Consider the following 24,994-nt stretch of genomic DNA (forward strand, 5'->3'; position numbering starts at 1 on the left):
CTGTAGATGCGAGGTGAACGAGATGAGTGACAGCAGTATCAGCAGTGACATTATCCGTGGTCATATCGATACGATTATTCTTCGTGTCCTGTGCGACGGCGATAACTATGGGTACGAAATCATCAAAGCCATTTTCAAAAATAGCGGCGGGCGTTACGAACTGAAAGAGCCTTCCTTGTATACCAGTCTGAAAAGATTAGAGTCACACAAGCTGATCGCTTCGTACTGGGGAAATGAGAGCCAGGGGGGCAGACGCAAATATTATCAGGTGACAGAAGCAGGGAGAGAGGCGTACGAAAAAGCGCTGGCATCCTGGAAAGTCGCCAAAGAATTGATTGACCAGCTCATCGAAAGGCGGGAGGAAGTGTGATGGAGAGTTTACAGCACTATGTCGATCAATTGTTTCAAAAATATAGAGGAAGTAAACAAATCGAGGAGCTCAAATGGGAAGTATTGAGCAATTTGGAGGCAAAGGTCGCCGACTTGGTTGCAGATGGGCTATCACTGGATGAAGCGGTGAAAAAAGCAAAGGCCAATCTCCCTTCGATTGATTCGATTGTTGGAGAACGCCGCCAGGTATACATATTTCTATTTTTACAAGAGTTGTTGCAGCTCGGATTGTTGTACGTACTCATTGCCTGGATCGTGACTATGCCTCTGCGAATTTGGGGCATGGGTATCTTTTTGAACTATAGTCTGTTTGCGATTTGCATCCTCATCGGAATCGTCTATTTGATCTTGTTAGGTATCAATCGACCGGCTTCCTCACATCATTTGACCAGCATGAATGTGCGGTTTGCCTTTTTGCTGCGAAAAACAGGCTGGATGCTGTGGGCGCTTTATATTGTCGGGACACTCGTCTTTACGACTGCGCTCTATTTTGGCAGTAATCTATGGTTTTCAACGCCAGTGAATCTTACTGGACCTTATCAATTCGCTAACGTTGCCTTATCATATGCGCTGCCTTTTCTTTCTATCCTTATACCACTGTGGCTCCACGCCATTCCGCGGCTTATTTTGAAATACGATGTAGGGGAAGGTGACGTCATTGCGAAATAAAATCATACTTGCCTTGGTTCTCATCGGGGTTGTCCTGTTCATGGTCATTCAGATCGTCATTATCCCGGAGAACGAAGCGCAATCAGAGCAATATCAATTGGCTCAGCAAAGCCCGCTGACTCACGATTTGGAATCCATTTTGCCATACAAAAACAAGTACATGGGCGCTACTTCGAATCTGGTTATGTTCAATCATCTGCCGTTGGATCAGCTCAAGAGAACCTTTCAGCTTCGTCCGGAGAAGTTTACGATTGAGATCCATTACGAGGACAAGACGACCGACGTCGAGGCGAAATTGTTCAAGCAAGCGATGCTGTATAACTCTGTGTCTGCCTTTGCACTGGTAGACAATTTGCAAACAATCGAATACCGTTTTTCAGATACTATGATTGTTGCCACACGGGTTGCCATGCAGGGCCTCTTCGGTGAAGATTTAGCATCGTTGTTGACGAAAGAAAAGTGGCGAACAAGTGTGCAAGACAAGTTGCGGGATGATAAATTTGTTGAAGAGGGTATGAAACAGCTTATAAATGAGTAAGACAAAAGCAATGCAAAGGAGCTTCTATGTTATGCATTGCTTTTTTAATTTTTGGATCGAACAAAAGGGGAAGAGGGGAAATAGAGGCCATCCTTTCCGGAATGGCCTTTCATTTTGATGTAAACCTTAATATATCGAAATATCCGTTCCATAAAGGTGAAGACGAAGGCGTTTAGCAATGGACAGCGAAGAATAATTATCCCATGATGTACTATATAAAGGAATCCTTTGAGACCGTCTTATCGCTTGGGCCCATGAGGACGTTACGTACATCGCATATCCTTTTCCTCTATAATCTTTCAATGTCTCGACTCCGGCCTCTGCAGCCTTATCGCTACTTCTTGCGCTAAAACAGACAGATACGGCCATGTTGTTTTCCGTCACCATAAAACAAGGTCCTCGAAACTTCAGTTCCGATAAAAGGGTAGGAAACCCTGGTTCCAAGCAGTGCTTATTCTCTTCAGTGACCAAGGTGGCGTCTGTGTAATCCTTTACGGTTTCATGAAATGTAAAAGCCGGCCCCATCCATAAGCTTCTAATTTTTCTGTCTTTCTCCAACGCGTGAATAACATGAGGCAGTTGCTCGGTTGAATCACCCTGATTCAGGGATTGTATGATTTCATGGATTATGCGATTCGGTACGTCGCTGTGAAATCTTACAATACTGCCAGCAACGGTCTGTCCCCAAAAAAATCGAGGAGCAGGCTGGTTCGTTGGCTCATTAATCGTTGTGATACGTCCAGCATGATCATGAATATAGAGTACTCTTGCTTGAATGCTCATTAGTTCTAAATGGTTGTACAAAGGCTCACCTCCTCTATTGATCACTCACCCTTTCCCTGTACAATTTAATTATCATCAAAGATCACTCGCTCTCGGCATAATCTGTATTCAAGATATCATCTTTCAGAAGCTGTTTGAACTGTCTTCTCTTCGTTTCAACAAGTAAACTTGCCGTCATTTGAGATACGGTTCTCCGCGCTAGTCTTACTTGGGTTTTTATTCGGATAAAAGATAAAAGGGGCGAGCCCGTTACTCGTCCCTTTTGCTTTTAGATAAATACATGTAACAACAAATAGATGGCCGCAGCCAGTAAGGCAGAGATCGGCAGCGTAATAAACCAAGTGATCACGATGCGTTTGGCGACGCCCCAATTGACGCTCTTTAGCCGTTTGGCTGCGCCGACCCCCATAATCCCGGAAGAGATGACATGGGTAGAGCTCACAGGCAACCCTAACTGCGTAAAGGTAAAAATGATCGAGGACGATGTGAGGTCGGCCGTGGCTCCATTGATTGGTTCAATCTTGGTGATTTTTCCCCCGACGGTCTTGATGATTTTCCAGCCTCCGACAGAGGTTCCCAAGCCCATCGCGAGCGCACAAATGAACTGCACCCAAAAAGGAATCGTGCTCGTATCTGCATGCAGGTCAGCGGCTACAAGAGCGAACACGATAATGCCCATCGCTTTTTGTGCGTCATTGGTTCCGTGTGTAAAGGATTGCAGGGCCGCCGTGAAAATCTGAAAGAGGCGAAAACCTCGATTAACCTTGGTAGGGGGAATCATGATCCGACTAAAAATGAAATAAACCAAATTCATCATGAGGTAAGCGGCAACCAGCGCGATAACCGGTGACACAATAAGCGCCTGGAAGATTTTTAAAAAACCAGCCCAGTTGATTTGCGCGCTCCCGGCGGAAGCGAGGACTGCACCTACGAGTGAGCCGATGAGGGCATGAGACGAACTACTCGGGATACCGTACCACCACGTAATCAAATTCCAAAGGATCGCAGACAAGAGAGCTGCCATGACCACAAGCACACCGAATTCCAGCTTGGCTGGATCGGCGATATCTCCACCAATAGTTTTGGCGACCCCGGTAAATGTCAGGGCACCGATAAAATTCATGATAGCTGCTAGAGCAATGGCAATTTTAGGCGGGAGAGCTTTGGTGGATACGGTGGTTGCAATGGCATTGGCTGTATCATGAAATCCGTTGATAAAGTCAAAGGAAACAGCCAGGATAATAACCGCAATAACAAGAGGAAGGCTCGTATGCATGAAAGTAGGTCTCCTTGGTTTAAGAGTTGCCCATGATCACGGATTCCATCGCATCGGCGACATCCTCGCAATGATCCATGACATCTTCGAGCACTTCGTAAATCTCTTTGAGCTGCATAATGTGAATGGGATCGCTCGAGGTCTTGAACAATTGCCGGATGCTCCCCCTCACCAATTCATCCCCTTCGCTTTCCAAATCGTTAATGCGGATGATGTACTCCTTCATATCAGACAGCTTTTGCTTTTGAAGCAGCTCGATGGCAAGAAGAATTTGCTTGGTAGCTACTTCGATGAGTTGCCCGAAACGCACCATCGTTTCATCTGCTTCCATGATGTCGTACATATAGAGCCTCGAAGCGCAAAACTCCAATCCGTCCAGCACATCATCCAGCTTGACGGCAAGGTCCAGGACGTCCTCTCGCTCGATGGCGGTAATAAATGTCTTGTTGATTTGCACGATGATTTCATGGATGAGCTTGTCGCCTTTTGTTTCGTACTCCTTCATCTCAGTAGAAAAGGTTTTGACAGTCTCCAATGAAGTAATCTTGTATTCATTAAAATAGATCGCTGTTTGATGCACATTTTTCGCAATCTCATACAAGTCATCCAAGAGTGCGTCCGATTTGGTAAAAAGCATAAACAAACCTCCACTTCGAAAACCCGAATAGGAGTATTTTGAGTGGAGGAGGTTGGGATTATGCACTTTTTCACTAACTCTTTACGTCGTAAGTAATTGGGCTGCCATATAGACGGCCACTCCCCACATGATCACAGCTGAAACCATATTCAGGCCACGCTGTAATTTTCCAGACTGATCCAATCGTCCTGCCGTACGACCAGCTACAGAAAGGCCGAAAAACCAGAGGCAGGATACGAGGATGCAGGCAATCGTAAAGCCCCATTTCTCTGTTCCGGTATAGCTGAGTGAACTGGTGCCGATCACGCCGATCGTATCGAGAATCGCATGTGGGTTCAACAAAGAGACAGAGGCAGCAAACATGATTTGCTTTTTAGCCGAAAAGCGCTCTTTCTCTCCATCCTCCGTATTGGGACGGCTACGCCACGTTAAATATCCCATGTACATCAAAAAGAAGAAGCCAACGACATACAGAACCGTTTTTAGCCATGTGACTGTCAATACGACCAAAGAGACTCCCAATACCGCCAATAAAATGAGCAGGGTATCGCAGAGTGCCGCAGTCAGTACGACGGGCATGGCGCGAAGTAATGTAGGTTGTAGAGCCCCCTGATTAAACACGAAAACATTTTGTGCGCCGAGCGGTAAAATAAGTCCAAAAGCAAGCACAAAACCGTGCAAAATCGCTTCCAGCATGATCATTTCCTCCCCGTTTCTCTCTGGATGCAAAGGCTATTTGCATTACTGTCATTATTCACGTTTGTGAATCCGTTGTCTCCAGCCAATTGGTTTACATCCAAACCAACCAATTTGTACAATGATAAGACGAGGAGGAATGTGCCTGTGCTGACGATAGACTGGAAGCCTGACAAATCATCTGACATACCGATCTACGCGCAGATCGTGGCTTATATCAAGGGGAAAATTGCAGGGGGTGAGTGGCCGATCAATAGTAAATTGCCAACACAAAGAGCGTTAGCACAAGCCTTTGATGTAAACCGCAGCACGGTGGTGACGGCGTTGGAAGAGCTAAAAGCGGATGGCTTCATTGAAGCAACAGTGGGCAGTGGCTCCGTCGTTAGCAACAATACGTGGTCCTTGCTGACGACCACACCTCCACCCAATTGGCTGGGCTACGTTCAGGCAGGGGCGCATATCCCCAATTCGCCGACGATTCAGGATATCAATCGTTATGAGCCTGACCCCAGGTACATTCGTTTGGGGACAGGTGAGCTGTCGTCTAGCTTGATTCCTGTTGCGGAAATGGAAGAGGTCATGGCTAGCTTACAAGGCAAAATGACTCATCTCGGATATTCGGAGCCAAAAGGGCTGTTGCCTTTGCGTCAAGCGATCAGCAATCATTTGCGGAGCAGGGGGATCGAAGCTTCTCCGGCTTCTATTTTAGTCGTTTCGGGGGCCCTTCAAGCCCTGCAGTTGATATCGATTGGCATCCTTCACCGTGGATCTGCCATCTTGCTCGAACAGCCTTCGTATTTATTTTCTCTGCCTTTGTTTCAATCATCGGGAATGCGTCTGGTTGGTGTACCGATGGATGCGGAAGGAATCTCTCCCCAAGTGCTAACGAGACAAAAACAGGCACATAACGCGGCACTACTCTATACGATTTCGGCTTACCACAATCCGACGGGGATTAGCCTATCAGAGAATCGAAGGGAGCAAGTGCTGGCGGTATGTGAGCGGGAGAGACTGCCTGTGTTGGAAGACGATGTTTATGGAGAGTTGTGGTTAGACGAGCCGGGGCCATTGCCGTTGAAGGCGAGGGATCAGAGCGGGTTGGTCTTGTATTTGGGCAGCTTGTCCAAAACACTCAGTCCGGGGCTGCGGATTGGCTGGATTGTAGGGCCTGAGCCTGTCATTGAACGCCTCGCGGATGTGAAAATGCAGACAGATTACGGAGCGAGTGCTATTTCCCAATGGGTGGCGACAGAATGGCTCACAAGCGAGAGATATTCCCGGCATCTGGATCAGCTAAGAGCGGCACTGCGACACCGAAGGGACAGGATGTGCGAATGGCTTACTCGCTGGTTTGACGATCTGGCAGATTGGCGTATTCCACATGGCGGTTTTTATATTTGGCTGCGTCTGCATCAGGCTGTTTCGATGCGCAAGCTTTTTACGGAAGCATTGGCAAAAGGGGTCCTGTTAAATCCCGGCTTTGTTTATGATCAGACGGATAGTCATCATCTTCGCTTGTCCTACGTGTACGCAGAGGAAGCCGACATGGAAAAGGCGCTATTTGTACTATCACAGCTCCTGCGTGGCAGGGGGTAATGGAAAGAAGACACCTGCTTGGGTCAGGTGTCTTCTGCTATTTCAATGATAAGGGAACTGCGTGGAGTACCCGCTAAACTGCTGATAAGCTTGCTGCAGTTGTTGCTGTTCGGCAGCCTCCAGCTTGTACCATCCTTTTTGGAACATGAGATTGAAAGCATCGCGTGCTGACTGATGGGTTTCATTCAAAATTTGTACCATATCATCATAAAGCTGCTGGTGGCTGGCTTCACGAACGGCGATGTTAAAGTTATCCGTCAAATACTTGCACGTAGCCAGACAGTCGTTGAGGTAGTCACGATCGTTCATTTGTGGTCCTTTTACTTGTGGCAGCTGACCGGATTGCGGATTGGCGATCTGGTTTTGGTTTGGCATCCCGATTCCTCCCTTATTGCATTTGATGTTGTGGTTGGGATTGCTGTTGCTGGGACTGTGTCTGCGGAATGGTCGCCATCACTGCGGTGTTGTTGTTTTGCAGGTGACTCAGCAGTTTTTGGTAGTGTCGCTGGTGCATTTGTCCTTGCTGTTCCAGACATTGCTTGACCTGGGGATCAGTAGCTTGCTGTGCGAAAGCATGCAGCTTTTTGAAAGCGATCAGTTCCCATGACAAAGCATCCTTGAGATAGCTCAAGTCCTTTGTCGTAATGACCTTGGGCGGTTCGGGAATCGGAGCTTGTGTAAAGGGCTTGGAAGACAGGATGGATGGCATCGGGTTGCTCCTTTCAGATGGAATCATGTATAGGATGAGCAACAAGTTAGGATGTAACCCCTGAGGATTGCAGCCAAAAAAATCCGGTCGCAAAGGACCGGATCAGGTTAGCTCCAGCGAAGAAACGACGATGTCGATGCTGGCGGGAGAGATATTGAGACAATATTGAGCTTCTTTGTACAACGTAGATTGAAGAGCATGGATAAGTGCTGGAATATTTGTCATGTAAGGCAGTTGAAGAGCAATCGAAACCTGAAACCGAGGCAAATCCTCAAAGCTGGAGACGATCTTGACCACATGATGGACCTCATCAAACTGGTCGCAGGCCGCTTCCACGATTTTTCGCAACACCTGAGGATGAATCATAATGCGTCCACCTGAAAACGGAGGATGAACCACGGTTGTTTCCCCAATGACTTCTTTTTTCGAGCTGAAAATCTGTTGGGCAGAAGAGATGAGGCGCTGGAGGAAATCTTTTTCTACCTCCACACGCGGAATCGGTATCGTGTGCTTGCCCATTGTTTCCCGCACGTAGCGGGCAGCCTCGATTTCCTGCGGAGGCTTGATGGATTCGATCGGGATGAAGTCCACCTGAAAAGGCAAATGCAAGGCTTCGACGATACGACCAATCATCCGCTGCGAAGTTCCTAACACGAGTAGTCGGCTTGGTTGAATATCGCCAAGACTTCGCCGTACTTCTTCAGCGTGCTCCTTATAATGAAAAATAGCTCGTTTTACCGCCTGAATTTTTGTCTTCTCATATTTGGCAGAGGTTCCGGCCACCTTGCGTCCTTGGTAAATCAGGATGCCATCATCAATAATGGCGTCGATGTTCATTCGGTGAGCAAGTTCTAATGCACTGGTGCTTTTTCCTGTTCCACTGGTGCCGTACAAGGCGTAAATTTCCATGGGACCTCCTTCGTCATTTTTCTCGACTATGCTTGATCTTTTTTATTATACATGACAAGGAGGGGGGACAAAACGACTTTACTGGTATTGTGCCCCCATCTCCCGCGATCTTTCCGCAGCACGCAGAATGGCTGCAGTGACGGCCTCCTGGAATTGATAGGCTTCCAAGACTTCCAGTCCTGCCTGGGTCGTTCCACCCGGACTCGTTACTTTTTGGCGGAGAATAGAAGGCTCTTCGCGTGTATCGAGCAGCATATGTGCAGCGCCGATCACGGTTTGCAGCGTTAATTGGCGTGCCATTTCCCGATCCAGTCCCGCTGTGGCACCCGCCCCCATCATGGCTTCTACCAAATAGTAAATATAAGCAGGGCCGCTTCCAGACAATCCAGTAATGATGTCCAGCTCTTCCTCGGCGACTTCATATACAGTGCCAATTGCTTCGAAAAGTTTGGTAGCCAGCTCGCGGTGCTCTTCCTGAACAAAAGGATTCGCGCACAGTCCTGTAGCAGACAAACCAACAGCAGACGAAGTATTGGGCATCGTGCGGATGATCGGGCACTCTGCACCGAGCCACTCTCCGATCAAGCTGGTAGAGACGCCAGCGACCACGGAAATGATCAATTGGTCGGAACGAACGACCCCACGTAAATCCTGTAAAGCTTCAGCTGTATCCTTCGGTTTGATGGCCAAAATCAAAATATCGGAAGAGCGAACTACCTCAAATTTGTCTTGGGTAGCAGTTACCCCGTAATCATTTGTCAACTGCTCCAAACGCTCTATATTGTTGCGGTTCGTAACGGAAATACGCTCAGAAGGGAGTAAGCCTTTCTTTACGATACCGGAAAGCATGGCCTCCACGATCGAGCCTGCACCGAGAAAACCGATCCGCCCTTCTGTAATCGCTGTTGCTTGGTTACTCATGGTGATTCCCTCCTTTTGGACTATCGGATTTGGCCGTTTCCGCGTACGACATACTTGTAAGAGGTGAGCGCTGGCAAGCCCATTGGCCCACGAGCGTGAAGCTTTTGCGTGCTGATGCCGATCTCGGCACCGAAGCCGAATTCTCCACCATCTGTAAAGCGGGTAGAGGCATTATGATAAACGGCTGTAGCATCGATCTCAGTCAAAAACTGACGGGCTGAGATTTCATCTTCCGTTACGATTGCCTCGGAATGGCCGGAAGTATGCGCTGTAATATGTTCAATGGCCTCGCTCAGGCTATCGACAGTGCGCACCGCCAGAATTAGCGCAGAGTATTCCGTATCCCAGTCTTCTGCCGTTGCATGGTGCAATTGACCGGTGAGGTCGGAATGCAGCTCTATCGTTCGCTCACAAGCACGGAGCTCAACACCCTTCGCCAGTAGCTTTTGGAGCAAGGCTCGTTGATTTTCCTGTGGCCAACTGCGGTGCACGAGGAGTGTTTCGGCAGCATTGCATACGGCTGGCCGACTCGTTTTGGCATTGATCACGATGCTTTCAGCCATGTCATACTGAGCGGCTTCATCCACATAAATGTGGCAGTTGCCAACGCCTGTTTCGAGTACAGGAACGCTTGCGATTTGCAGAACCCGCTGGATCAGTCCTGCACCACCCCGAGGGATGATGACATCGACGAGACCATTGGCGGTGCACAAGTAATCGACAGAGGCATGTTCGGCAAAAGGCAAATACTGCACCGCTTCTGCGTCAAGTCCGGTCGCAGTGAGGGCTTGACGAATGCTAGTCACCAACGCGAGGTTACTATGAACAGCGCTGTGGCTGCCGCGCAAGACGATCGCATTGCCTGTTTTGATGGCGATAGCTGCAGCGTCAACGGTGACGTTCGGTCTGGCTTCGTACACCATTCCAATGACACCGAGAGGGACGCGGATTTGTTCGATGAAAAGTCCGTTTGGCTGTGTCCACGAGTCGATTCGTTCCCCGACCGGATCATCGAGGGATACCAGCTGCGCCAGGCTATCCACGAGCTGTGTAATTCGCTCAGGCGTCAACAGGAGACGATCCAGATAGGAGGCTGGCTGACCGTCTGCTTCCGCGAGGGTGATGTCCTTGGCGTTTTCTGAGAGAATGACGGCTTCATCAGCCAGCAGCTGGTTGCCAATTGCGACGAGCACCTCGTCTTTTTCTTTGCGAGAGAGTATTGCCATTTTTCGTGAAGCCTGTTTGGCCAGGCTTATTTGTGTATGCACTTTTTCTTTCAAGCTTTCCATGGTTTCTCCAACTCCTATCTTTCGATCTACATGGATTCGTTTAGATGACAGGCGTCCATTCATCTCGATGTATAACGGTACCGCTGTGTCGCGTTACGTTATCAGGGGAAAGAAAATCACTTAACTGTGTGGCAGTGAATCTGCTGATACCACGACCGATCAACATACCCTCACAGTAAACCTCGATAACCTCACCTTGCTCGAACATGCCGGATACATCACGGACACCTGCCAAGAGCAAGCTTTTGCTGTTTTCCAAAATCGCTTCCGCTGCACCGCTATCAACCGTGATTTTTCCGCGGGTAGGGGAGTGAAGCGCAATCCATTGCTTGCGTGTAGGAACGCCGTTCGTTGCAGGCGCTTCTGGATGATAGTTGACGTAGGTGCCATTCCCGTTGCCAGTAAGGACATCCACCAAATCAGTGGTATTCGTCAATTTTCCGATAAAGCTCGGAATTCCTAATGATTGGGCGGTTTTTGCTGCGATCAGCTTGGAGCGCATGCCACCTGTGCCCAGTTGGGAAGCTCCGCCTGCAAGTGCCTCGATTTCGTCCGTCACACATTCGAGCCAGCCCATGTGTTTAGCATCAGGATGATAACGAGGGTCTTTATCGTACAAGCCATTCGTATCAGTCAGGATCGTGTACAAGTCGGCATGGATGAGACCAGCGACGAGTGCGCCAAGCATATCATTGTCTCCGAAGGTCAATTCCGCTACGGATACCGTGTCGTTTTCGTTGATAATTGGCAAAATATTTTTATCCAATAGCAGTGACAACGTGGAAAATGCGTGCTGATACCGTTCCTTGTGTGAAAAGTCACCTCGTGTCAGCAAGATTTGCGCCACGCTGAAATTATGGGCGCCGAACATTTGCGTATAGGTTTGCATCAACAAGCTTTGCCCGATGGCCGCCGCTGCTTGCTTGGCTGCCAAGGATCGCGGTCGCTGTTGGTAGCCGAGACTTTGATAGCCGCTGGCGACAGCTCCCGAGGAGACTAAGACAACCTGATGACCCGCTTCGCGCAATTGGCTGATAGCCGAGACGAGCAGCGACATTTTCGTCGGATCAACACCGCCTGTAGCTGCTGCAATTGAACTGCTCCCCACCTTTACTACCAAACGCAACTTCCCCTTTTTCATGCGTAAAACCCCCTTCTTGCATACAAAAAAGCCCTCTCGTCTCTTTGATAAGGACGAAAGGGCTTGATAACCTCACGCGGTACCACCTTATTTGACGTTTTGGACTGAAGGCATACTTCAGTCAAGAAACGCCCGGCTCTCTTTCTTTGATAACAGGTGAAAGAAACCTGTCCAGGTCTTCCCTGGATGCTCTGGGGTGGGTTCAAACCGATTCAAGGACGAAACCTCTCAGCCGGTGGATTTCGTTCTCTGGACCTGAAGGGCGGTTTTACTATTCCCCGTCATTGCCGCTCACTATGTGCTTATTAATTCACTATTATTCGCTTGGTCCGCAAGAAATGTCAAGAGGCTTATTGAAATTGTTCATTCCCATAAGTGCCCATCCGTGATTTGATTTCGAACCGTTTGGTCTTTTGATCGCGCACGAGTCGGTAGCGCAGCGTGCGGTCAGAAGCAAAGGAGGAATCGGTTACATCTTCCACGGTCACACTGAGTTCTCCATTGCTTTTTTGGACATTCGTGTTTCGTACCGAGATCAAAGTCGGATAGTCGACACGGGGGATCGCTACGTATACTTTTTCCTTCACCAGCTTGGTTGTCATGTTGTCGTACATGGCTTCTGCCAGTGGACGGCTCCAAAAACGACCGAAGTAACCCGTTATCTTGTCTTTACTGTCGAAGCGCTTAGGCAATTCACGAAAGACGAGACCATCCTCAAACACAGTTTTGCCCTTCGCATTGTCCGCAGCAGCATAATAGACATTTTCCAACTGATGCTCGGCTTGCTTCAAAAAGAGGACGACATCCATTTTGTTATCGCCAAGCTTTTGGATGGCAGACTGCTTGGCAGGCTTACTCTGTGTTTTGACCTTGGTTTTTGCATGCTCCTTTACTTGCGTCAGGCATCCTGTGACGAGCAAAGAAAGAGCGAGAATAAACATCCAGTTTTTCCAGTTGATTTTCATGGCGCACCTCACTTGGGAGCAGTCGTTTTACGTTAGCGTGTGTGTCAAAAAAGACAAATAGCCCAGTTAATATATGGATAGGGGTTGTCTGACTCTCGGATTATGTCTATCATGGAGAGAGTTGGACAGATCGAACAATTGAGGTGGAATATATGTTTGGGTTTGGCAAAAAAGCAAAAAAACTGGACGGTATTGATGTTTTGATTATCAAAACCGAGGAAGCGAAAAATCGCAACTTTTATCAGGTTGCTTTTCCAAGCGTGGTAGCGAATGATATTTTGTCCATGCTGCAAAAATTGGAGAAATCAAAAATGAACAAGCAAGAGTTCCTAGGGGAAATCGGCGGTTTCCGTATCGTGACCCACTTGGAAGCCTTGACTGGTTTTGAAATTTTGGATGAGGCGGATATGGAGGCACATCCAGTACAGATTCAAGATTTTGCCAACATGCTTCTGCGTCGTTTGGAAGCGTTAGAAGAAAGTGGCAAGTTGGACGGAAACGAAGATTTAGCATTCATCATGGGCGAGTTGACTATGCTGCGTGATGGCAGCTATGTACCACAAGACTAATCATGAGGGCCGTTGGGATAACCGACGGCTCTTTTTCTTTACCAGCTGGTAATAGGCCTTATGGCAGGAGGTCTAGTCGTCCTCGCCAGTTTTTCATGGGGGACATCCATGTTAGGGACCGCTCTTGGGATTTTCGTCCTGTTCACTCTCATCAACATTTTCTTATATCGGCTGCTTGTGACCAGGGGACCAGGCTGGTTAGAGCAGATTGAAGGATAGTCAGCGCATAAAGAAAAAGGATATAATTGGGCCGCTCATACAAAGTGCGGCTCTTTTTCATTTGTTTTGAAAAAGTATAACAAAGTTTGGTTTTCATCCCGATACAAGAAAGGGAGAGATCAGACCCAGGAAAATAGACCAATATGGCAGGAATGGATGCTACTGGGGACGAATTCCAAAAAAAGGGAGTAAGGAAACGATCATGAAAAGAAAGGAGTTATCGTAAGTCATGGTAAAGCGTTTTGCTATCGTTTTTCTCTTGGCACTGTTAGTGGTGCAAAGCGTTTTTTCAGGGAGTGCGAATGCGGCTGCATCTGGCATGTATACAGACATACAGGAACATTGGGCGCGTGAGCAAATCAACGAAATGGCGGATCTGGGCATCGTAAAGAGGAAGGGATATCAGCCTTTTTACCCAAACAAGCCAGTTACACGAGGCGAAGCTTTGGCTATGCTGAATCGCGTATTTGAGACGGTATATGGACCGATTGAAAAGCCAGAACGCAAGCCAAACCTGGATCACCGCTATCTACTCCGGGGGGAAGTAGATCAACTGCTGAGCAATCTAAAGACCATGATGAAAATCGAAACGGACGATCTGGGCAAGTTTGATCCAGGAGACCGGATGTTATACTATCTATATTTGGCTGAAACCGGGCACCTGATGAAAAAGCAAGAGAAGGAAAATCCGGACTGGTGGATGTCCAGTGCCGGGATGCAGTGGCCATTGACGAGAGAAGAGGCCAGCTTGATGCTGTTTCATATGCTGGCACCACAAAAATTCCGTACAGCCAATATTAAACCACAAGATACAGTCTCTTTCTTTAACAGCCATTACGAATGGAAGCGCGACCGATTCTATCGAGATACATATTCACCGTACCCACTGGCGATCCGGGAATTCAATCTGTTTCTGACGGACAAGACCTTTTCTCCGAACAAGATCCTGACGCGTGCAGAATACGTCGTTGTGATGGATCGACTGATTGGTTATTACCGGATGGATGCAGCTTCGCAGTTCCGTGGTTCATCTGCGAATCAGCAGCACATCGCGCAGGTGTATTTACGAGCAGCGAATTTGGCGTACGAAACAAAAAATCAGAAGCAGCTGTCTGCTCTCTTTACAGACGATGCGCTCAAAAGCATGGCAAAGCTGGAGCAAGTGCCCACGTACAACGGACCGGTAAAAGTATCAGTCAAGGCTGACGAAAACATTTCAAAAGCCCTCTGGGTGATTGCTCATTATTCAGACCCGAAAAACGGTGACTTCCAGATTGAATACCGATTGGAAGAAGACGCGTCCAACGCTTACGGACGCAAGATCACCACGCTGATTTACTCGCAAAAATAGCACAGAAAATGGGGCACTGGACAATTGATGCCCCTTTTCTTTTCTTTCGTGAAGTGACGATTGCAACTGACAGAATTTTCGATTACAATAAAAACTGAACGGTGATTCAGTTGGTGGGAGCGTAGCATCTCCGGGCATGTAAGACAGCCAAAACGTGGGATGTCATTTTTTAACCCACATACTGAATGAGCATTCATTCAACGCAAGGCATGTGCTGATGTACACAGGAATATCTATGGAGAAAGTAGAAGTTTTAAAAATGCTCTGCTAGTCTGAATATTAGGTATTCACTGTTGCGAGGCCATTCTTTTGACCATGAATAAGCCATGACTAGGTTTTTTAAAAGGAGGATTTGGAGATGGAACGCAAAATTCGCAAGGCGGCAGTTCTCGGTTCAGGCGTCATGGGCGCTGGGATCGCAGCACATTTAGCCAACGTCGGTATTCCCACTTATTTACTGGACATCGTGCCGCGTGAATTGACAGCAGAAGAGAGTAAAAAAGGACTTACTTTGTCTGATAGCGTGGTGAAAAACCGGATAGCACAAGCGGGCCGTGACCGACTTTTGAAGGAGAAACCGGCGCCGCTCTACGATAAAAAGAACATCGACCTGATTACAGTTGGTAACTTCGAAGATCATCTCTCTTGCTTGAGCGAGGTCGATTGGATTATTGAGGTAGTTGTCGAGAACATCGAGGTGAAGAAAAGTGTCTTCGCTATGGTAGAAGCGCATCGCAAGCCAGGGACAATCGTGTCTTCCAATACGTCTGGGGTTTCTATCAACGAAATGGCAGAGGGACGCTCTGATGACTTCCGCAAGCATTTCCTCGGTACACACTTTTTTAACCCACCGCGCTACTTGAAACTGTTGGAGCTGATTCCAGGTCTAGATACAGACCCGCAAGTCATCTCTTTCATGAAGCATTTTGGTGAGCATGTGCTCGGAAAAGGAATGGTCGTTTGCAAGGATACACCTAACTTCATCGCCAATCGCATCGGTACATATGGATTGCAGGTTTCGATCCACGAAATGGTACGACTAGGGCTTGGGGTAGATGAGGTAGATGCGTTGACAGGACCGGTCATCGGCCGTCCGAAGAGCGCTACGTTCCGCACACTCGATGTCGTCGGCCTTGATACGTACGTGCATGTGGCGGGTAACGTCAGGAACAAAAGCACGGATGAGCAGGAGCGCTCGGTTTTTGAAGTGCCGGAGTTCGTTCTGCAAATGGTGGAGAAAAGATGGATCGGGCAAAAGGCTGGTCAAGGCTTTTTCAAGCAGGTGAAGACGGAGAAAGGCAAAGAGATTATGGCACTGTCGGTTGACACGCTGGAATACCGTCCAAGTGTGAGGCCGAAGTTCGCTTCCCTCGAAACAGCCAAAACAGTCAAGACATTGCCTGAGAAGTTGAGAGCGCTCGCATACGGCAAGGACAAGGGCAGTGAGTTTGTCTGGAGTGTCTTCAAAAAGGTATTGCTGTACTCTGCTGAAAAGGCTCATGAGATCGCAGACGATATCGTCTCTGTTGACCAGGCCATGAAGTGGGGCTTCGGCTGGGAGATGGGGCCGTTCGAAACATGGGATGCCATCGGTCTCGAAAAGTCAGTGGCAAAAATGCGTGAGGAAAACGAGAAGATTCCGGCACTCGTCGAGGAGCTGCTCGCGAGTGGGAAAACCTCCTTCTACCAAAAAGAGCAAGGGAAGCGCAGCGTGTTTTCCATCGGAGGCACCTACAAGGACGTCGAAGAGAGCAAGGAAAACATTAACTTGGCAGCACTTAAGGAGCAAGGCAAGCTGATCAAGAAAAATGCGGGTGCTGCCTTGATCGATTTGGGCGATGGAGTCGCATGTCTGGAATTCACCTCTCCGCACAATGCACTTGGGATGGATGTCTTGCAGATGGCAAGTCAGGCCGCAGAGGAAGTGCAAAAGAACTTTGCCGGTCTGGTCATCGGTAATCAAGGCAAAAACTTCTGCGTCGGGATGAATCTCGCAATGGCGTTGATGGAAGCACAGGATGAGAACTGGCTGGAGCTCGACATGCTCGTCACGAACTTCCACAAAACAGCACGGGCACTGCGCTACATGCATCGTCCAGTCGTTGCAGCGCCGTTCGGCATGACACTTGGCGGCGGTGTCGAGGTGGTCTATCTCGCGGATCGTGTACAGGTATCGGCAGAGACGTACCTTGGACTGGTAGAGGTGGGAGTAGGGCTTCTGCCAGGTGGCGGAGGAACGAAGGAGATGCTGTTCCGAGCAATGGAAAACGTTCCAGAGGGAGGCAGCGTGCCAGTTGATCCTTTCCCATTCGTGGCGAAGGCGTTTGAAGCCATTGCTATGGCAAAGGTATCTACGAGTGGTCAGGAAGCTATCAATCTGGGGTACCTGCGACCGACTGACCGCATCAGCGTGAATGCCGATCATTTGTTGTTCGATGCGAAGCAGCTGGTGCTCGCGATGGATAAAGAGGGCTACACGCCGCCAGCGCCACGCAAAATTCGCGTCATTGGAGAAACGGGTTATGCGAACCTGCGCCAAAATATTTATGCTATGAAGAAAAGTGGATATATTTCCGAGCATGATGAGCTGATCGCAAGCAAAGTTGCCTATGTCATGTCTGGTGGTAACGTGCCAGCGGGTACAGAAGTGACAGAGAGCTACATTCTGGAGCTGGAAAAGCAAGCGTTCCTCGAACTGATCAAGACACCGAAAAGCCAGCAACGGATGCAGCACATGCTGACCAAAAACAAGCCTTTGCGTAACTAGGGAGAGGGAGGGATAACGATGAGAGAAGCAGTTATTGTCGCGGGCGCCCGCACCGCTATCGGTAAATCGAAAAAAGGAAGTCTCAAGGATTTTCACCCAGTCGATATGGGAGCCGCAGTTGTAAGCGACCTGTTGCGCCGCGTGCCACAGCTCGATCCGGCTGAAATCGAGGATATCATCATGGGGACGGCTGTACCGGAAGCGGAGCAAGGCATGAATATGGCTCGCTTGATCGGACTGCGTGCCGGATTGCCGACAAATGTATCGGGAATCACGATCAATCGCTTTTGCTCCTCCGGTTTGCAGACAATTGCTTACGCTGCTCAGCAGATCATGGTTGGCAGCTCCGATGTGGTTGTAGCTGGCGGGGTGGAGAGCATGAGTCTGGTGCCAATGCTCGGTCACAAAATCGCACTCAATCCGACTTTGGTGGAAACGAAGCCGGAAGCGTACATGAGCATGGGCCATACGGCTGAAGAAGTAGCGAAGAGGTACAACATTTCTCGTGAGGATCAGGATGCTTTTGCTCTGCAAAGCCATCAGCGTGCGACGGCCGCAATTGCTTCAGGAAAATTCCAGGATGAAATCGTACCATTGACAGTCAAGCAGCATTTTGTAGATGAAGATGGCAAGGTTCACGTCCAGGAACGTGTTTTCGACAAGGATGAAGGAGCGCGTTCGGACACGACAATGGAGGCACTCGCCAAGCTCAGGCCGGTCTTTCATGTGCAAGGCAGCGTAACGGCAGGAAACTCCTCGCAAACGAGCGACGGCGCGGCGGCAGTTCTCGTGATGTCTGCTGAAAAAGCAGCCGATCTGGGTGTCGAGCCGATTGCCAAGTTCCGTTCCTTTACGGTTGGCGGCGTAGACCCTGATGTCATGGGGATTGGTCCGGTTGTCGCGATTCCAAAAGCATTGAAGCTAGCGGGAATCAGCTTGGAGGATGTCGATCTGTTTGAGTTAAACGAAGCGTTCGCTTCTCAATCGATTGCCGTCATTCGCGAGCTGGGACTCGATCCTGAAAAGGTCAATGTAAATGGTGGGGCAATTGCATTAGGGCATCCACTCGGTTGCAGTGGTGCCAAGTTGACCGTCCAGCTTTTGAACGAAATGAAGCGCAGAGGCGGCAAATATGGAGTCGTTACGATGTGTATCGGTGGTGGAATGGGAGCCGCTGGCGTTTTTGAGATGATCTAATTTTAAAATAAGGGAGAGGGATAGTAATGGCAGAAACAAAAGATTTGATCCGCGGTGGAAGCTTTTTGATCGATGCAGGTTCAGCTGATGATGTATTCGTGCCAGAAGAATACACCGAAGAGCAAAAGATGATTGCCAAGACGACGGAGGATTTCGTCAACAAGGAAGTTCGTCCTCATCTGGAAGAGCTTGAAAACCACCAATTTGATATTTCGGTTCGTCTGTTGAAGGAAGCAGGGGAGCTCGGTCTGTTGGCTGGAGACGTTCCGGAGAAATACGAGGGACTGGGGCTGGATAAAGTCAGCACTGCACTCGTAACAGAGAAGTTCTCGCTGGCTCGCGGCTTTGCGCTCAGCTACGGCGCGCATGTCGGTATCGGGTCACTGCCGATCGTGTATTTTGGAAACGAGGAGCAAAAACAGCGCTACCTGCCTGATCTGGCGTCTGGAAAACGAATCGCTGCCTACTGCCTGACAGAGCCAGGCTCTGGCTCAGATGCACTGGGTGCGAAGACGACAGCGACTCTCTCCGCAGATGGCACGCACTATATTCTCAACGGAGAGAAGCAATGGATCACAAACGCTGGCTTTGCAGATGTGTTTATCGTATACGCGAAAATTGATGGCGAGAAATTTACTGCCTTTATCGTCGAGCGCACATTCCCAGGTGTTTCGTTTGGACCGGAAGAGAAGAAGATGGGGATCAAATGCTCCTCGACACGTACGGTCATTTTGCAAGATGTACCTGTGCCGGTAGACAATCTGCTCGGTGAGCCTGGAAGAGGTCACGTGATCGCGTTCAACATTTTGAACGTTGGTCGTTACAAGCTCGCGGTGGGCGCAGTCGGCTCCGCGAAAAAAGCGGTGGAACTCGCGACGAACTACGCAAAAGAGCGTAAGCAGTTCAAAACGCCAATTGCCAACTTTACCTTAATCAAAAACAAACTGGCGAACATGGCAGTGAAAACGTATGCGGCTGAAAGCTCCGTCTATCGGACAGTGGGTCTGTTCGATACAGCGCTGACTCGCTTGGGTGAAAAAGCGGATGATGGCGCGGAGGTTGCGAAGGCGATTGCCGATTATGCAATCGAATGCTCGATCAATAAAGTATTTGCCACTGAGGTTTTGGATTACTGCGTGGACGAAGGCGTGCAAATCCACGGTGGATACGGCTTTATGTCCGAGTATGAGATCGAGAACATGTACCGTGACTCTCGGATTAACCGTATTTTCGAGGGAACGAACGAAATCAACCGCATGCTCATCCCGGATACGCTCGTGAAAAAGGCGATGAAAGGCGAACTGCCGCTCATGCAAGCAGCAAGCAGCCTGCAAGCAGATCTGATGAGCTATTATCCAGAAGAGATTGAAGATGCACCTTTGGCTATGGAAAAGCATCTGATCAACATCACGCGCAAAATCATTTTGATGGTGGCTGGTTCTGCGTTGATGAAATACCAACAGGCGATGTCCAAAGAACAGGAACTCTTGGCATTCGCGGCTGACATGCTGATCGAGCTGTATGCAATGGACAGCATCGTGAAGCGGACAGAGAAAGCTATGGCGGCAAATGGCATCGAAGCCGAGCAGCAAAAGCTGGAAATGACCGCTGTCTATGTGCATGAGGCATTCGACCGTATCGAAGGCTGGGCGAAGGAAGCATTGGCGGCGATGGAAGAGGGCGACGAGCTTCGTCTGCGCCTCTCGATCCTGAAAAAACTGACCCGCCGCACGCCGATCAACACGGTGGCACTCAAACGTTCGATTGCGGATCGCGTGATCGAAGCGGGAGCGTATGTGGTTTAGTTCCAAACAGTAAAAGAGAAAAGGAGCAAAGTTCAGCGCTTTGCTCCTTTTTTCGTGTTTATAGATGGCTAGACTGATTGGTTCTGTTGAAGTAGGTATGCTAGAGGAATTTTATATAGATAACGGAACAAACATAAAACGTCAAATATCCAAAAACAGATCCTAAAATGATTTTTCCTGTCCTATGTCTTCCCATAAAACTAGAAACGATCGCAGTAACAAGAACAGGAAGTATACCGAGCAGTAAGAGTGAAACCAACAACATGTCGCTCCCTCCAAGCTTAACGTATAAACTATTTTCGATATACTTATTTTACCAATTGCGACTAATCAGAGACAAATGGATACAGGAAAAAAGGAGCAAAGCACAATGCTTTGCTCCTTTCGCATTTAACGCACTTGCTTCACCTTCGAAATCTCGCCATCGTGAATCGTCACTTTGACATTCACCGCCCCCAGAGAAGACGGCTGAAGCGGTAGCGCTCCGTTTTGCTGCATTCGTTTCCATTCTTGCGGATATTTGCGATAAAGGGTGTGACCAAGCTGGAGCGTGTCCATCTGCTGCTTCCGACCTTTTTCGTACAGCCGCCGAATCTCCGCTTCGATTTTTTTCGCGGCTTCTTTCTCGATTTCCCCGCCAAAGTAATCTCGTACTCCCAACAGTATTTGCAGGGCGTTTGGATTTATTCGATTCAGCGGCAGAATGTGCCAAGTCGCATGCATATTTTGGGAAGCTCTCACGAACGCTAATGGAACATACTTCGTAAAAGGGCGGGAGCTGTAGGAGATGGCGATGAGAGGGTGGCTGAGAAGAAAAAAGACATCTGTCAAAGACAGGATGAGCCACTCGAGTGAGCCTATCCGTGTTCGGGAGATTAGTGAGCGATTAAGTGATAACCTTGCGGAGCTGAATGCGATTTTCACGCTGACACCCGATTTGGTCATTCGGACGTTTGTGTGCCAGCATATAGAGGGTATGGTTACACTCGTCTACTTGAATGGCTTGGTTGACAAAAACTCGATTAACAACAATGTGCTTCGTCCGCTTTTGTCACACCCAGAGGGTGAGAAATCGAGTGTTTTTGACCTGTTATCTGTCGGAAAGGTATCAGTTGCCTACGACTTTCGGAAAGTAGAAACCGAGATTTTGCTTGGGAGCAGTCTTTTGTTTATCGAGGGTCGAAAAGAAGTGCTTGTGATCGAAACGAATGGATGGCCACAGCGGGCGATAGAAGATCCGCAGTTGGAGGCTGCGCTGAAGGGAGGACACCAAGGGTTTGTCGAAACGGACTCGCAGAACATTGCCCTCATTCGCCGCTATATTCCCCACCGTGAATTGAAAATAAAAGAAATGTGGTTAGGAGAAAGAGGCCTTTCAAAGCTCTCGATCATCTATTTGGCTGATGTGGCGAATCCGGAAATATTACAGGAGCTGGAAGATCGGCTCAAGAGCATCAAGGTTGATTCGATTCTCAATGCGTCTGAACTGGAGGAGTATATCGAGGATAATCCTTACTCTCTGTTTCCGCAGTTTTTGACTTCAGAACGGCCAGATACAGTCGCCTCTCATATCTTGCAAGGGAAGATTGCTGTCGTTGTCGATCGCTCGCCAAGCGTATTAATCGGTCCGGCTACTTTCGTTTCCTTTTTTCAAAACGTTGACGATTACGGTACGCGCTGGCCTGTCGCTACGTTCATCCGCTTGCTTCGGTACTTGGCTTTCTTGATTGCTACTTTTTTGCCCGCGATTTATATTGCGGTGATTTCTTTCAATTATGAGGTGATCCCACTCGATTTGATTTTGTCAGTCGGAGAGTCTCGCGAAAAGGTTCCATTCCCTCCCTTGTTAGAGGCATTCATTATGGAGCTCACACTGGAAATGCTTCGGGAATCGGGAATTCGTTTACCAGCGCCTATCGGACAAACAGTCGGTATCGTAGGGGGTATCGTGATCGGTCAAGCGGTCGTACAAGCGGGGATTGTGAGCAACATCATGGTGATCGTCGTTGCATTTACAGCGATTTCTTCCTTTATTATCCCGAACTACGATATGGCTTCGGCAGTTAGGCTTATTCGTTTTTTGATGATGATACTTGCTGCGATGTTTGGTTTTGTTGGCATTATTGTCGGGTTGATGGCATTGATCGGCCATTTGATTACGCTGGAATCATTAGGTGTTCCTTATGGAAGCCCTCTTGCCCCTGTGCGTTTCGGAGATTGGAAAGATTTGTTTATCCGCCTGCCACTATGGAAAATGAAAGATCGTCCCCTGTCAGTCCATACGATTCAAGATCAAAGGCAGGGGGATAATCGACCAAGGGAGGACGGGTGATGAAAAAGTATACATACAACCAATTGAGCGTCCTCCAATACATTCTCCTCATTCATGGGGCACAAGTAGGGATTGGAGTATTGACGATTCCCAGAGAATTGGCGGAGAAGGCGAGCACCGATGGATGGATATCGCTTTTGATCGGCTGGCTTGGGGCAACGCTAGTCAGTCTCGTCATCACGAACATGATGAAGCAGTACCCGGAGAAGACGATCATCGATATATTTCCATTGATCTTGGGCAAGTGGCTCGGTCGTATCGCTATTGCTTTCATGTCCATTTATTGCGGGATAGCGGCGTTCGTTTTGATGATAAATGCCACGGGAATCATTAATGTGTGGCTCCTGTCTCAGACACCGGCCTATGTCGTCGTGTTCCTTTTTGCGCTGCCGACCTATCTTGTTCTCCAGGGAGGGGTTCGCGCCATTGGAAGGTACGCCGAGCTCGTGTTCTATCTTACACTTTGGATACCTTTTGTTCTCACGACAGCTTATCGAGAGGTTCATTGGTTAAACTTGCTGCCAGTAATCAAGGAGGGCTGGCACCCGATATGGGAAGCGAGCAAATACACGGTACTCTCTTTTCTGGGATTTGAGTTTGGTTATTTCGCCTACCCTTTTCTTCAAAAAAAGCAATATGCGTCTCTCGGCATTGTCATTGCGAATACATTGACGTTGATCGTGTATATGTCTGTCATTATCGTTTGCTTTGCTTACTTTAGTCCCGATGAAATCACGCAGTATACATGGCCTACGCTCAATTTATGGAAAGCCATTGAGTTCCGCTTTTTGGAACGTGTCGATATTCTTTTTCTCTCTTCTTATTTGTTTATATTGTCAACGACTGCCTTGCCGTACATCTATTTCTGTGTCTTCTCATTCAGTCAGTTATTCGGCATGAAGGATCACCGCAAGCATTTGCGTCTGTTCCTTCTACTGGTTCCAGTGGCGGTATGGTTTTATACGCCATCCTTTATTGATCTGAAGAAATCAACACAAATTTGGAGCTATACAGGCTTAGGCTTTGCTTATGTGCTTCCTTTACTGGCTTGGGTGCTGATCAGGCTATCGAAACGAGCAGAAGGGGAGGAAAAAGCATGAGGGCGTTTGCTCAGATTCTATTATTGAGCTTGCTGGTAACCATGTTGGCAGGTTGCAGGGATCAAATCAATTTGGAAGATGCCACTTTATCGTTGATGGTCGGAATTGATTTGAACGAAAAAAACGAGCTTCTCTTTTATATCTCAAGTCCGGTGTTCAGTCGGGAGGCAAAGGAAAAATCTGAGGAATACGGTATTCGGTCATCTACGATTAGAGAGTCGAGAATGGGCTTTGATGAGCGAGTGACAGGCTTGACCCAAGCAGGCAAAATTCAGGTGCTTGTGTTCGGGAAAAAGCTGCTGGCTCACCCGGACTGGTTTCGGTTGCTGGATGTCGTTTTTCGGGATGCAAAGTTCAGTGTCAACGCCCGCATGGCTATGCTTGATGGTCCGTTGCATGAGCTGTTTGATTATAAACCAAAGGACAAACCTCGTCTGTCCATTCATGTAACAACGCTGATTGACACAGCCAATAAAAGAAATCTGACGGTAAAGACGAGGGCACAGGAGCTCCATCGGCAAATGTATGAAAAAGGGATGACACCTAGCTTGACTGAGTTGAAGAAAGAAAAGCGGGCGGTCAAGGTAGTGGGGACGGCCTTGTTAACAGAAAATGGAACGTACGCAAGCTCGATAGAACCGCGGGATACGATTCTTTTGCAAACGCTGCTCTATGAAAAACAAGGGGAACTGTCCGTCACGATCCCGATTAAAGAGCCGAACGATCAAAATCAAATTACGAAAGACAGGATCAGTTTTTTTATCAAGGGCGTCCAAAAAAAAGTAAAAACATCCTATCAGAACGGTCGGTTTCATTTTGACGTTCATTTCAGGTTGCGAGTGTCCATATCGGAGCGAATGTTTTCGTTCGACATGGAAAAGGACTACAAAAAGATGGAGAGAATGATCAGTGACGAGTTACAGAAGGATTACATGAAGTTAATCAAGAAATGCCAGGAAATCGGTGTAGACCCGTTTGGGTTTGGTCTCTATGCGCGTGCCTATGAATATAAGGAATACAAAAAGGTAGAGGATGATTGGACGAAGGCTTTTTCCAATGCCACAGTTGAAATCAAGCCTGACGTATCGATTAAGGGAAATGGCGTCGTAAAGTGAAGGGTGAAAGACAAAACCCC

The 24,994-nt window shown here is 48.3% G+C and carries 24 protein-coding genes and 1 other annotated feature; of the genes, 12 read left to right on the top strand and 12 right to left on the bottom strand.

Translation table 11 applies throughout. The annotated features are described in order from the left end of the window. Positions 1 to 22: 22 nt before the first annotated feature. From ACM6JA_RS21725 to ACM6JA_RS21735, 3 genes are read left to right on the top strand one after another with little or no spacing between them, the layout of a single operon-like run. Entirely contained in the window at positions 23 to 370 is a 348-nt protein-coding gene (locus ACM6JA_RS21725; protein WP_414853999.1) for a PadR family transcriptional regulator, read from the top strand. After that, entirely contained in the window at positions 370 to 1,059 is a 690-nt protein-coding gene (locus ACM6JA_RS21730; protein WP_414854000.1) for a permease prefix domain 1-containing protein, read from the top strand. Before ACM6JA_RS21725 ends, ACM6JA_RS21730 begins: the two co-directional genes overlap by 1 nt. Further along, a complete protein-coding gene (locus ACM6JA_RS21735) occupies positions 1,040 to 1,597 on the top strand; it encodes a DUF4825 domain-containing protein (RefSeq protein ID WP_414854001.1) in 558 nt (185 codons plus the stop codon). The genes ACM6JA_RS21730 and ACM6JA_RS21735 overlap by 20 nt, the downstream gene beginning before the upstream one ends. 126 nt (positions 1,598 to 1,723) lie before the next feature. Here the strand turns inward: ACM6JA_RS21735 and ACM6JA_RS21740 are convergent, their stop codons facing one another. From ACM6JA_RS21740 to ACM6JA_RS21755, 4 genes are all read right to left on the bottom strand, one after another. Further along, positions 1,724 to 2,401 carry a GNAT family N-acetyltransferase gene (locus tag ACM6JA_RS21740; protein WP_414854002.1) on the bottom strand — a complete coding sequence of 226 codons (678 nt, stop codon included), beginning with the start codon at positions 2,399 to 2,401 and terminating at the stop codon, positions 1,724 to 1,726. A 247-nt stretch (positions 2,402 to 2,648) separates the two neighbouring features. Continuing rightward, positions 2,649 to 3,656: an inorganic phosphate transporter gene (locus ACM6JA_RS21745; protein ID WP_007718489.1), complete on the bottom strand. Its 1,008-nt coding sequence runs from the start codon at positions 3,654 to 3,656 to the stop codon at positions 2,649 to 2,651. Positions 3,657 to 3,675: 19 nt separating this feature from the next. Next, complete coding sequence (locus ACM6JA_RS21750; protein WP_414854003.1) at positions 3,676 to 4,293, bottom strand: DUF47 domain-containing protein; 618 nt, start codon at positions 4,291 to 4,293, stop codon at positions 3,676 to 3,678. Positions 4,294 to 4,374: 81 nt separating this feature from the next. Then, the gene (locus tag ACM6JA_RS21755) at positions 4,375 to 4,989 is read right to left on the bottom strand and encodes a LysE/ArgO family amino acid transporter (protein WP_414854004.1); all 615 of its coding nucleotides are present in this window, start codon (positions 4,987 to 4,989) and stop codon (positions 4,375 to 4,377) included. A gap of 147 nt (positions 4,990 to 5,136) precedes the next feature. Between ACM6JA_RS21755 and ACM6JA_RS21760 the strand changes: the two genes are divergently transcribed. After that, a complete protein-coding gene (locus ACM6JA_RS21760) occupies positions 5,137 to 6,585 on the top strand; it encodes a PLP-dependent aminotransferase family protein (RefSeq protein ID WP_414854171.1) in 1,449 nt (482 codons plus the stop codon). A 42-nt stretch (positions 6,586 to 6,627) separates the two neighbouring features. Here the strand turns inward: ACM6JA_RS21760 and ACM6JA_RS21765 are convergent, their stop codons facing one another. From ACM6JA_RS21765 to ACM6JA_RS21795, 7 genes are all read right to left on the bottom strand, one after another. Beyond that, a complete protein-coding gene (locus ACM6JA_RS21765; RefSeq protein WP_007718473.1) occupies positions 6,628 to 6,960 on the bottom strand; it encodes a spore coat protein in 333 nt (110 codons plus the stop codon). Positions 6,961 to 6,973: 13 nt separating this feature from the next. Continuing rightward, the gene (locus tag ACM6JA_RS21770) at positions 6,974 to 7,294 is read right to left on the bottom strand and encodes a ferritin-like domain-containing protein (protein ID WP_007718471.1); all 321 of its coding nucleotides are present in this window, start codon (positions 7,292 to 7,294) and stop codon (positions 6,974 to 6,976) included. Between the two features lie 102 nt (positions 7,295 to 7,396). Further along, positions 7,397 to 8,203, bottom strand: coding sequence for a hypothetical protein (locus ACM6JA_RS21775; protein ID WP_414854005.1), 807 nt, complete (start codon positions 8,201 to 8,203; stop codon positions 7,397 to 7,399). A 78-nt stretch (positions 8,204 to 8,281) separates the two neighbouring features. After that, on the bottom strand, positions 8,282 to 9,124 hold the full coding sequence (proC, locus tag ACM6JA_RS21780; RefSeq protein ID WP_414854006.1) for a pyrroline-5-carboxylate reductase: 843 nt from the start codon (positions 9,122 to 9,124) through the stop codon (positions 8,282 to 8,284). A 20-nt stretch (positions 9,125 to 9,144) separates the two neighbouring features. Beyond that, the gene (locus ACM6JA_RS21785) at positions 9,145 to 10,413 is read right to left on the bottom strand and encodes a glutamate-5-semialdehyde dehydrogenase (RefSeq protein ID WP_414854007.1); all 1,269 of its coding nucleotides are present in this window, start codon (positions 10,411 to 10,413) and stop codon (positions 9,145 to 9,147) included. Between the two features lie 40 nt (positions 10,414 to 10,453). Beyond that, complete coding sequence (gene proB / locus ACM6JA_RS21790) at positions 10,454 to 11,554, bottom strand: glutamate 5-kinase (RefSeq protein WP_414854008.1); 1,101 nt, start codon at positions 11,552 to 11,554, stop codon at positions 10,454 to 10,456. A 46-nt stretch (positions 11,555 to 11,600) separates the two neighbouring features. Next, positions 11,601 to 11,848: a binding site (T-box leader), on the bottom strand. A gap of 56 nt (positions 11,849 to 11,904) precedes the next feature. Next, positions 11,905 to 12,519 (bottom strand): hypothetical protein, encoded by a 615-nt coding sequence (locus ACM6JA_RS21795; protein WP_414854009.1) that lies wholly within the window; start codon positions 12,517 to 12,519, stop codon positions 11,905 to 11,907. A 152-nt stretch (positions 12,520 to 12,671) separates the two neighbouring features. Between ACM6JA_RS21795 and ACM6JA_RS21800 the strand changes: the two genes are divergently transcribed. The 5 genes from ACM6JA_RS21800 to ACM6JA_RS21820 all read left to right on the top strand — a co-directional run bounded on the left by ACM6JA_RS21800 (position 12,672) and on the right by ACM6JA_RS21820 (position 20,427). After that, positions 12,672 to 13,088, top strand: coding sequence for a hypothetical protein (locus ACM6JA_RS21800; RefSeq protein WP_414854010.1), 417 nt, complete (start codon positions 12,672 to 12,674; stop codon positions 13,086 to 13,088). A gap of 448 nt (positions 13,089 to 13,536) precedes the next feature. Then, entirely contained in the window at positions 13,537 to 14,658 is a 1,122-nt protein-coding gene (locus ACM6JA_RS21805) for an S-layer homology domain-containing protein (protein ID WP_414854011.1), read from the top strand. A gap of 358 nt (positions 14,659 to 15,016) precedes the next feature. After that, on the top strand, positions 15,017 to 17,425 hold the full coding sequence (locus ACM6JA_RS21810; protein ID WP_414854012.1) for a 3-hydroxyacyl-CoA dehydrogenase NAD-binding domain-containing protein: 2,409 nt from the start codon (positions 15,017 to 15,019) through the stop codon (positions 17,423 to 17,425). Positions 17,426 to 17,443: 18 nt separating this feature from the next. Then, positions 17,444 to 18,622, top strand: a complete 1,179-nt coding sequence (locus ACM6JA_RS21815) for an acetyl-CoA C-acetyltransferase (protein ID WP_414854013.1) — start codon at positions 17,444 to 17,446, stop codon at positions 18,620 to 18,622. Positions 18,623 to 18,648: 26 nt separating this feature from the next. Continuing rightward, entirely contained in the window at positions 18,649 to 20,427 is a 1,779-nt protein-coding gene (locus ACM6JA_RS21820) for an acyl-CoA dehydrogenase family protein (RefSeq protein ID WP_414854014.1), read from the top strand. A 390-nt stretch (positions 20,428 to 20,817) separates the two neighbouring features. Here ACM6JA_RS21820 and ACM6JA_RS21825 read toward each other — a convergent pair whose 3' ends face one another. Continuing rightward, positions 20,818 to 21,168 carry a Ger(x)C family spore germination C-terminal domain-containing protein gene (locus ACM6JA_RS21825; RefSeq protein WP_414854015.1) on the bottom strand — a complete coding sequence of 117 codons (351 nt, stop codon included), beginning with the start codon at positions 21,166 to 21,168 and terminating at the stop codon, positions 20,818 to 20,820. Between the two features lie 46 nt (positions 21,169 to 21,214). Between ACM6JA_RS21825 and ACM6JA_RS21830 the strand changes: the two genes are divergently transcribed. Genes ACM6JA_RS21830 through ACM6JA_RS21840 form a run of 3 tightly spaced genes read left to right on the top strand, consistent with a single transcriptional unit; the run spans position 21,215 to position 24,974 of the window. Beyond that, positions 21,215 to 22,759, top strand: coding sequence for a spore germination protein (locus ACM6JA_RS21830; RefSeq protein WP_414854016.1), 1,545 nt, complete (start codon positions 21,215 to 21,217; stop codon positions 22,757 to 22,759). Beyond that, positions 22,759 to 23,859: a GerAB/ArcD/ProY family transporter gene (locus tag ACM6JA_RS21835; RefSeq protein WP_414854017.1), complete on the top strand. Its 1,101-nt coding sequence runs from the start codon at positions 22,759 to 22,761 to the stop codon at positions 23,857 to 23,859. The genes ACM6JA_RS21830 and ACM6JA_RS21835 overlap by 1 nt, the downstream gene beginning before the upstream one ends. Beyond that, positions 23,856 to 24,974: a Ger(x)C family spore germination protein gene (locus ACM6JA_RS21840; RefSeq protein ID WP_414854018.1), complete on the top strand. Its 1,119-nt coding sequence runs from the start codon at positions 23,856 to 23,858 to the stop codon at positions 24,972 to 24,974. The genes ACM6JA_RS21835 and ACM6JA_RS21840 overlap by 4 nt, the downstream gene beginning before the upstream one ends. The last annotated feature ends 20 nt before the right edge of the window (positions 24,975 to 24,994 follow it).

The organism is Brevibacillus sp. IT-7CA2 (assembly GCF_949767855.1).
Classification (GTDB): domain Bacteria; phylum Bacillota; class Bacilli; order Brevibacillales; family Brevibacillaceae; genus Brevibacillus.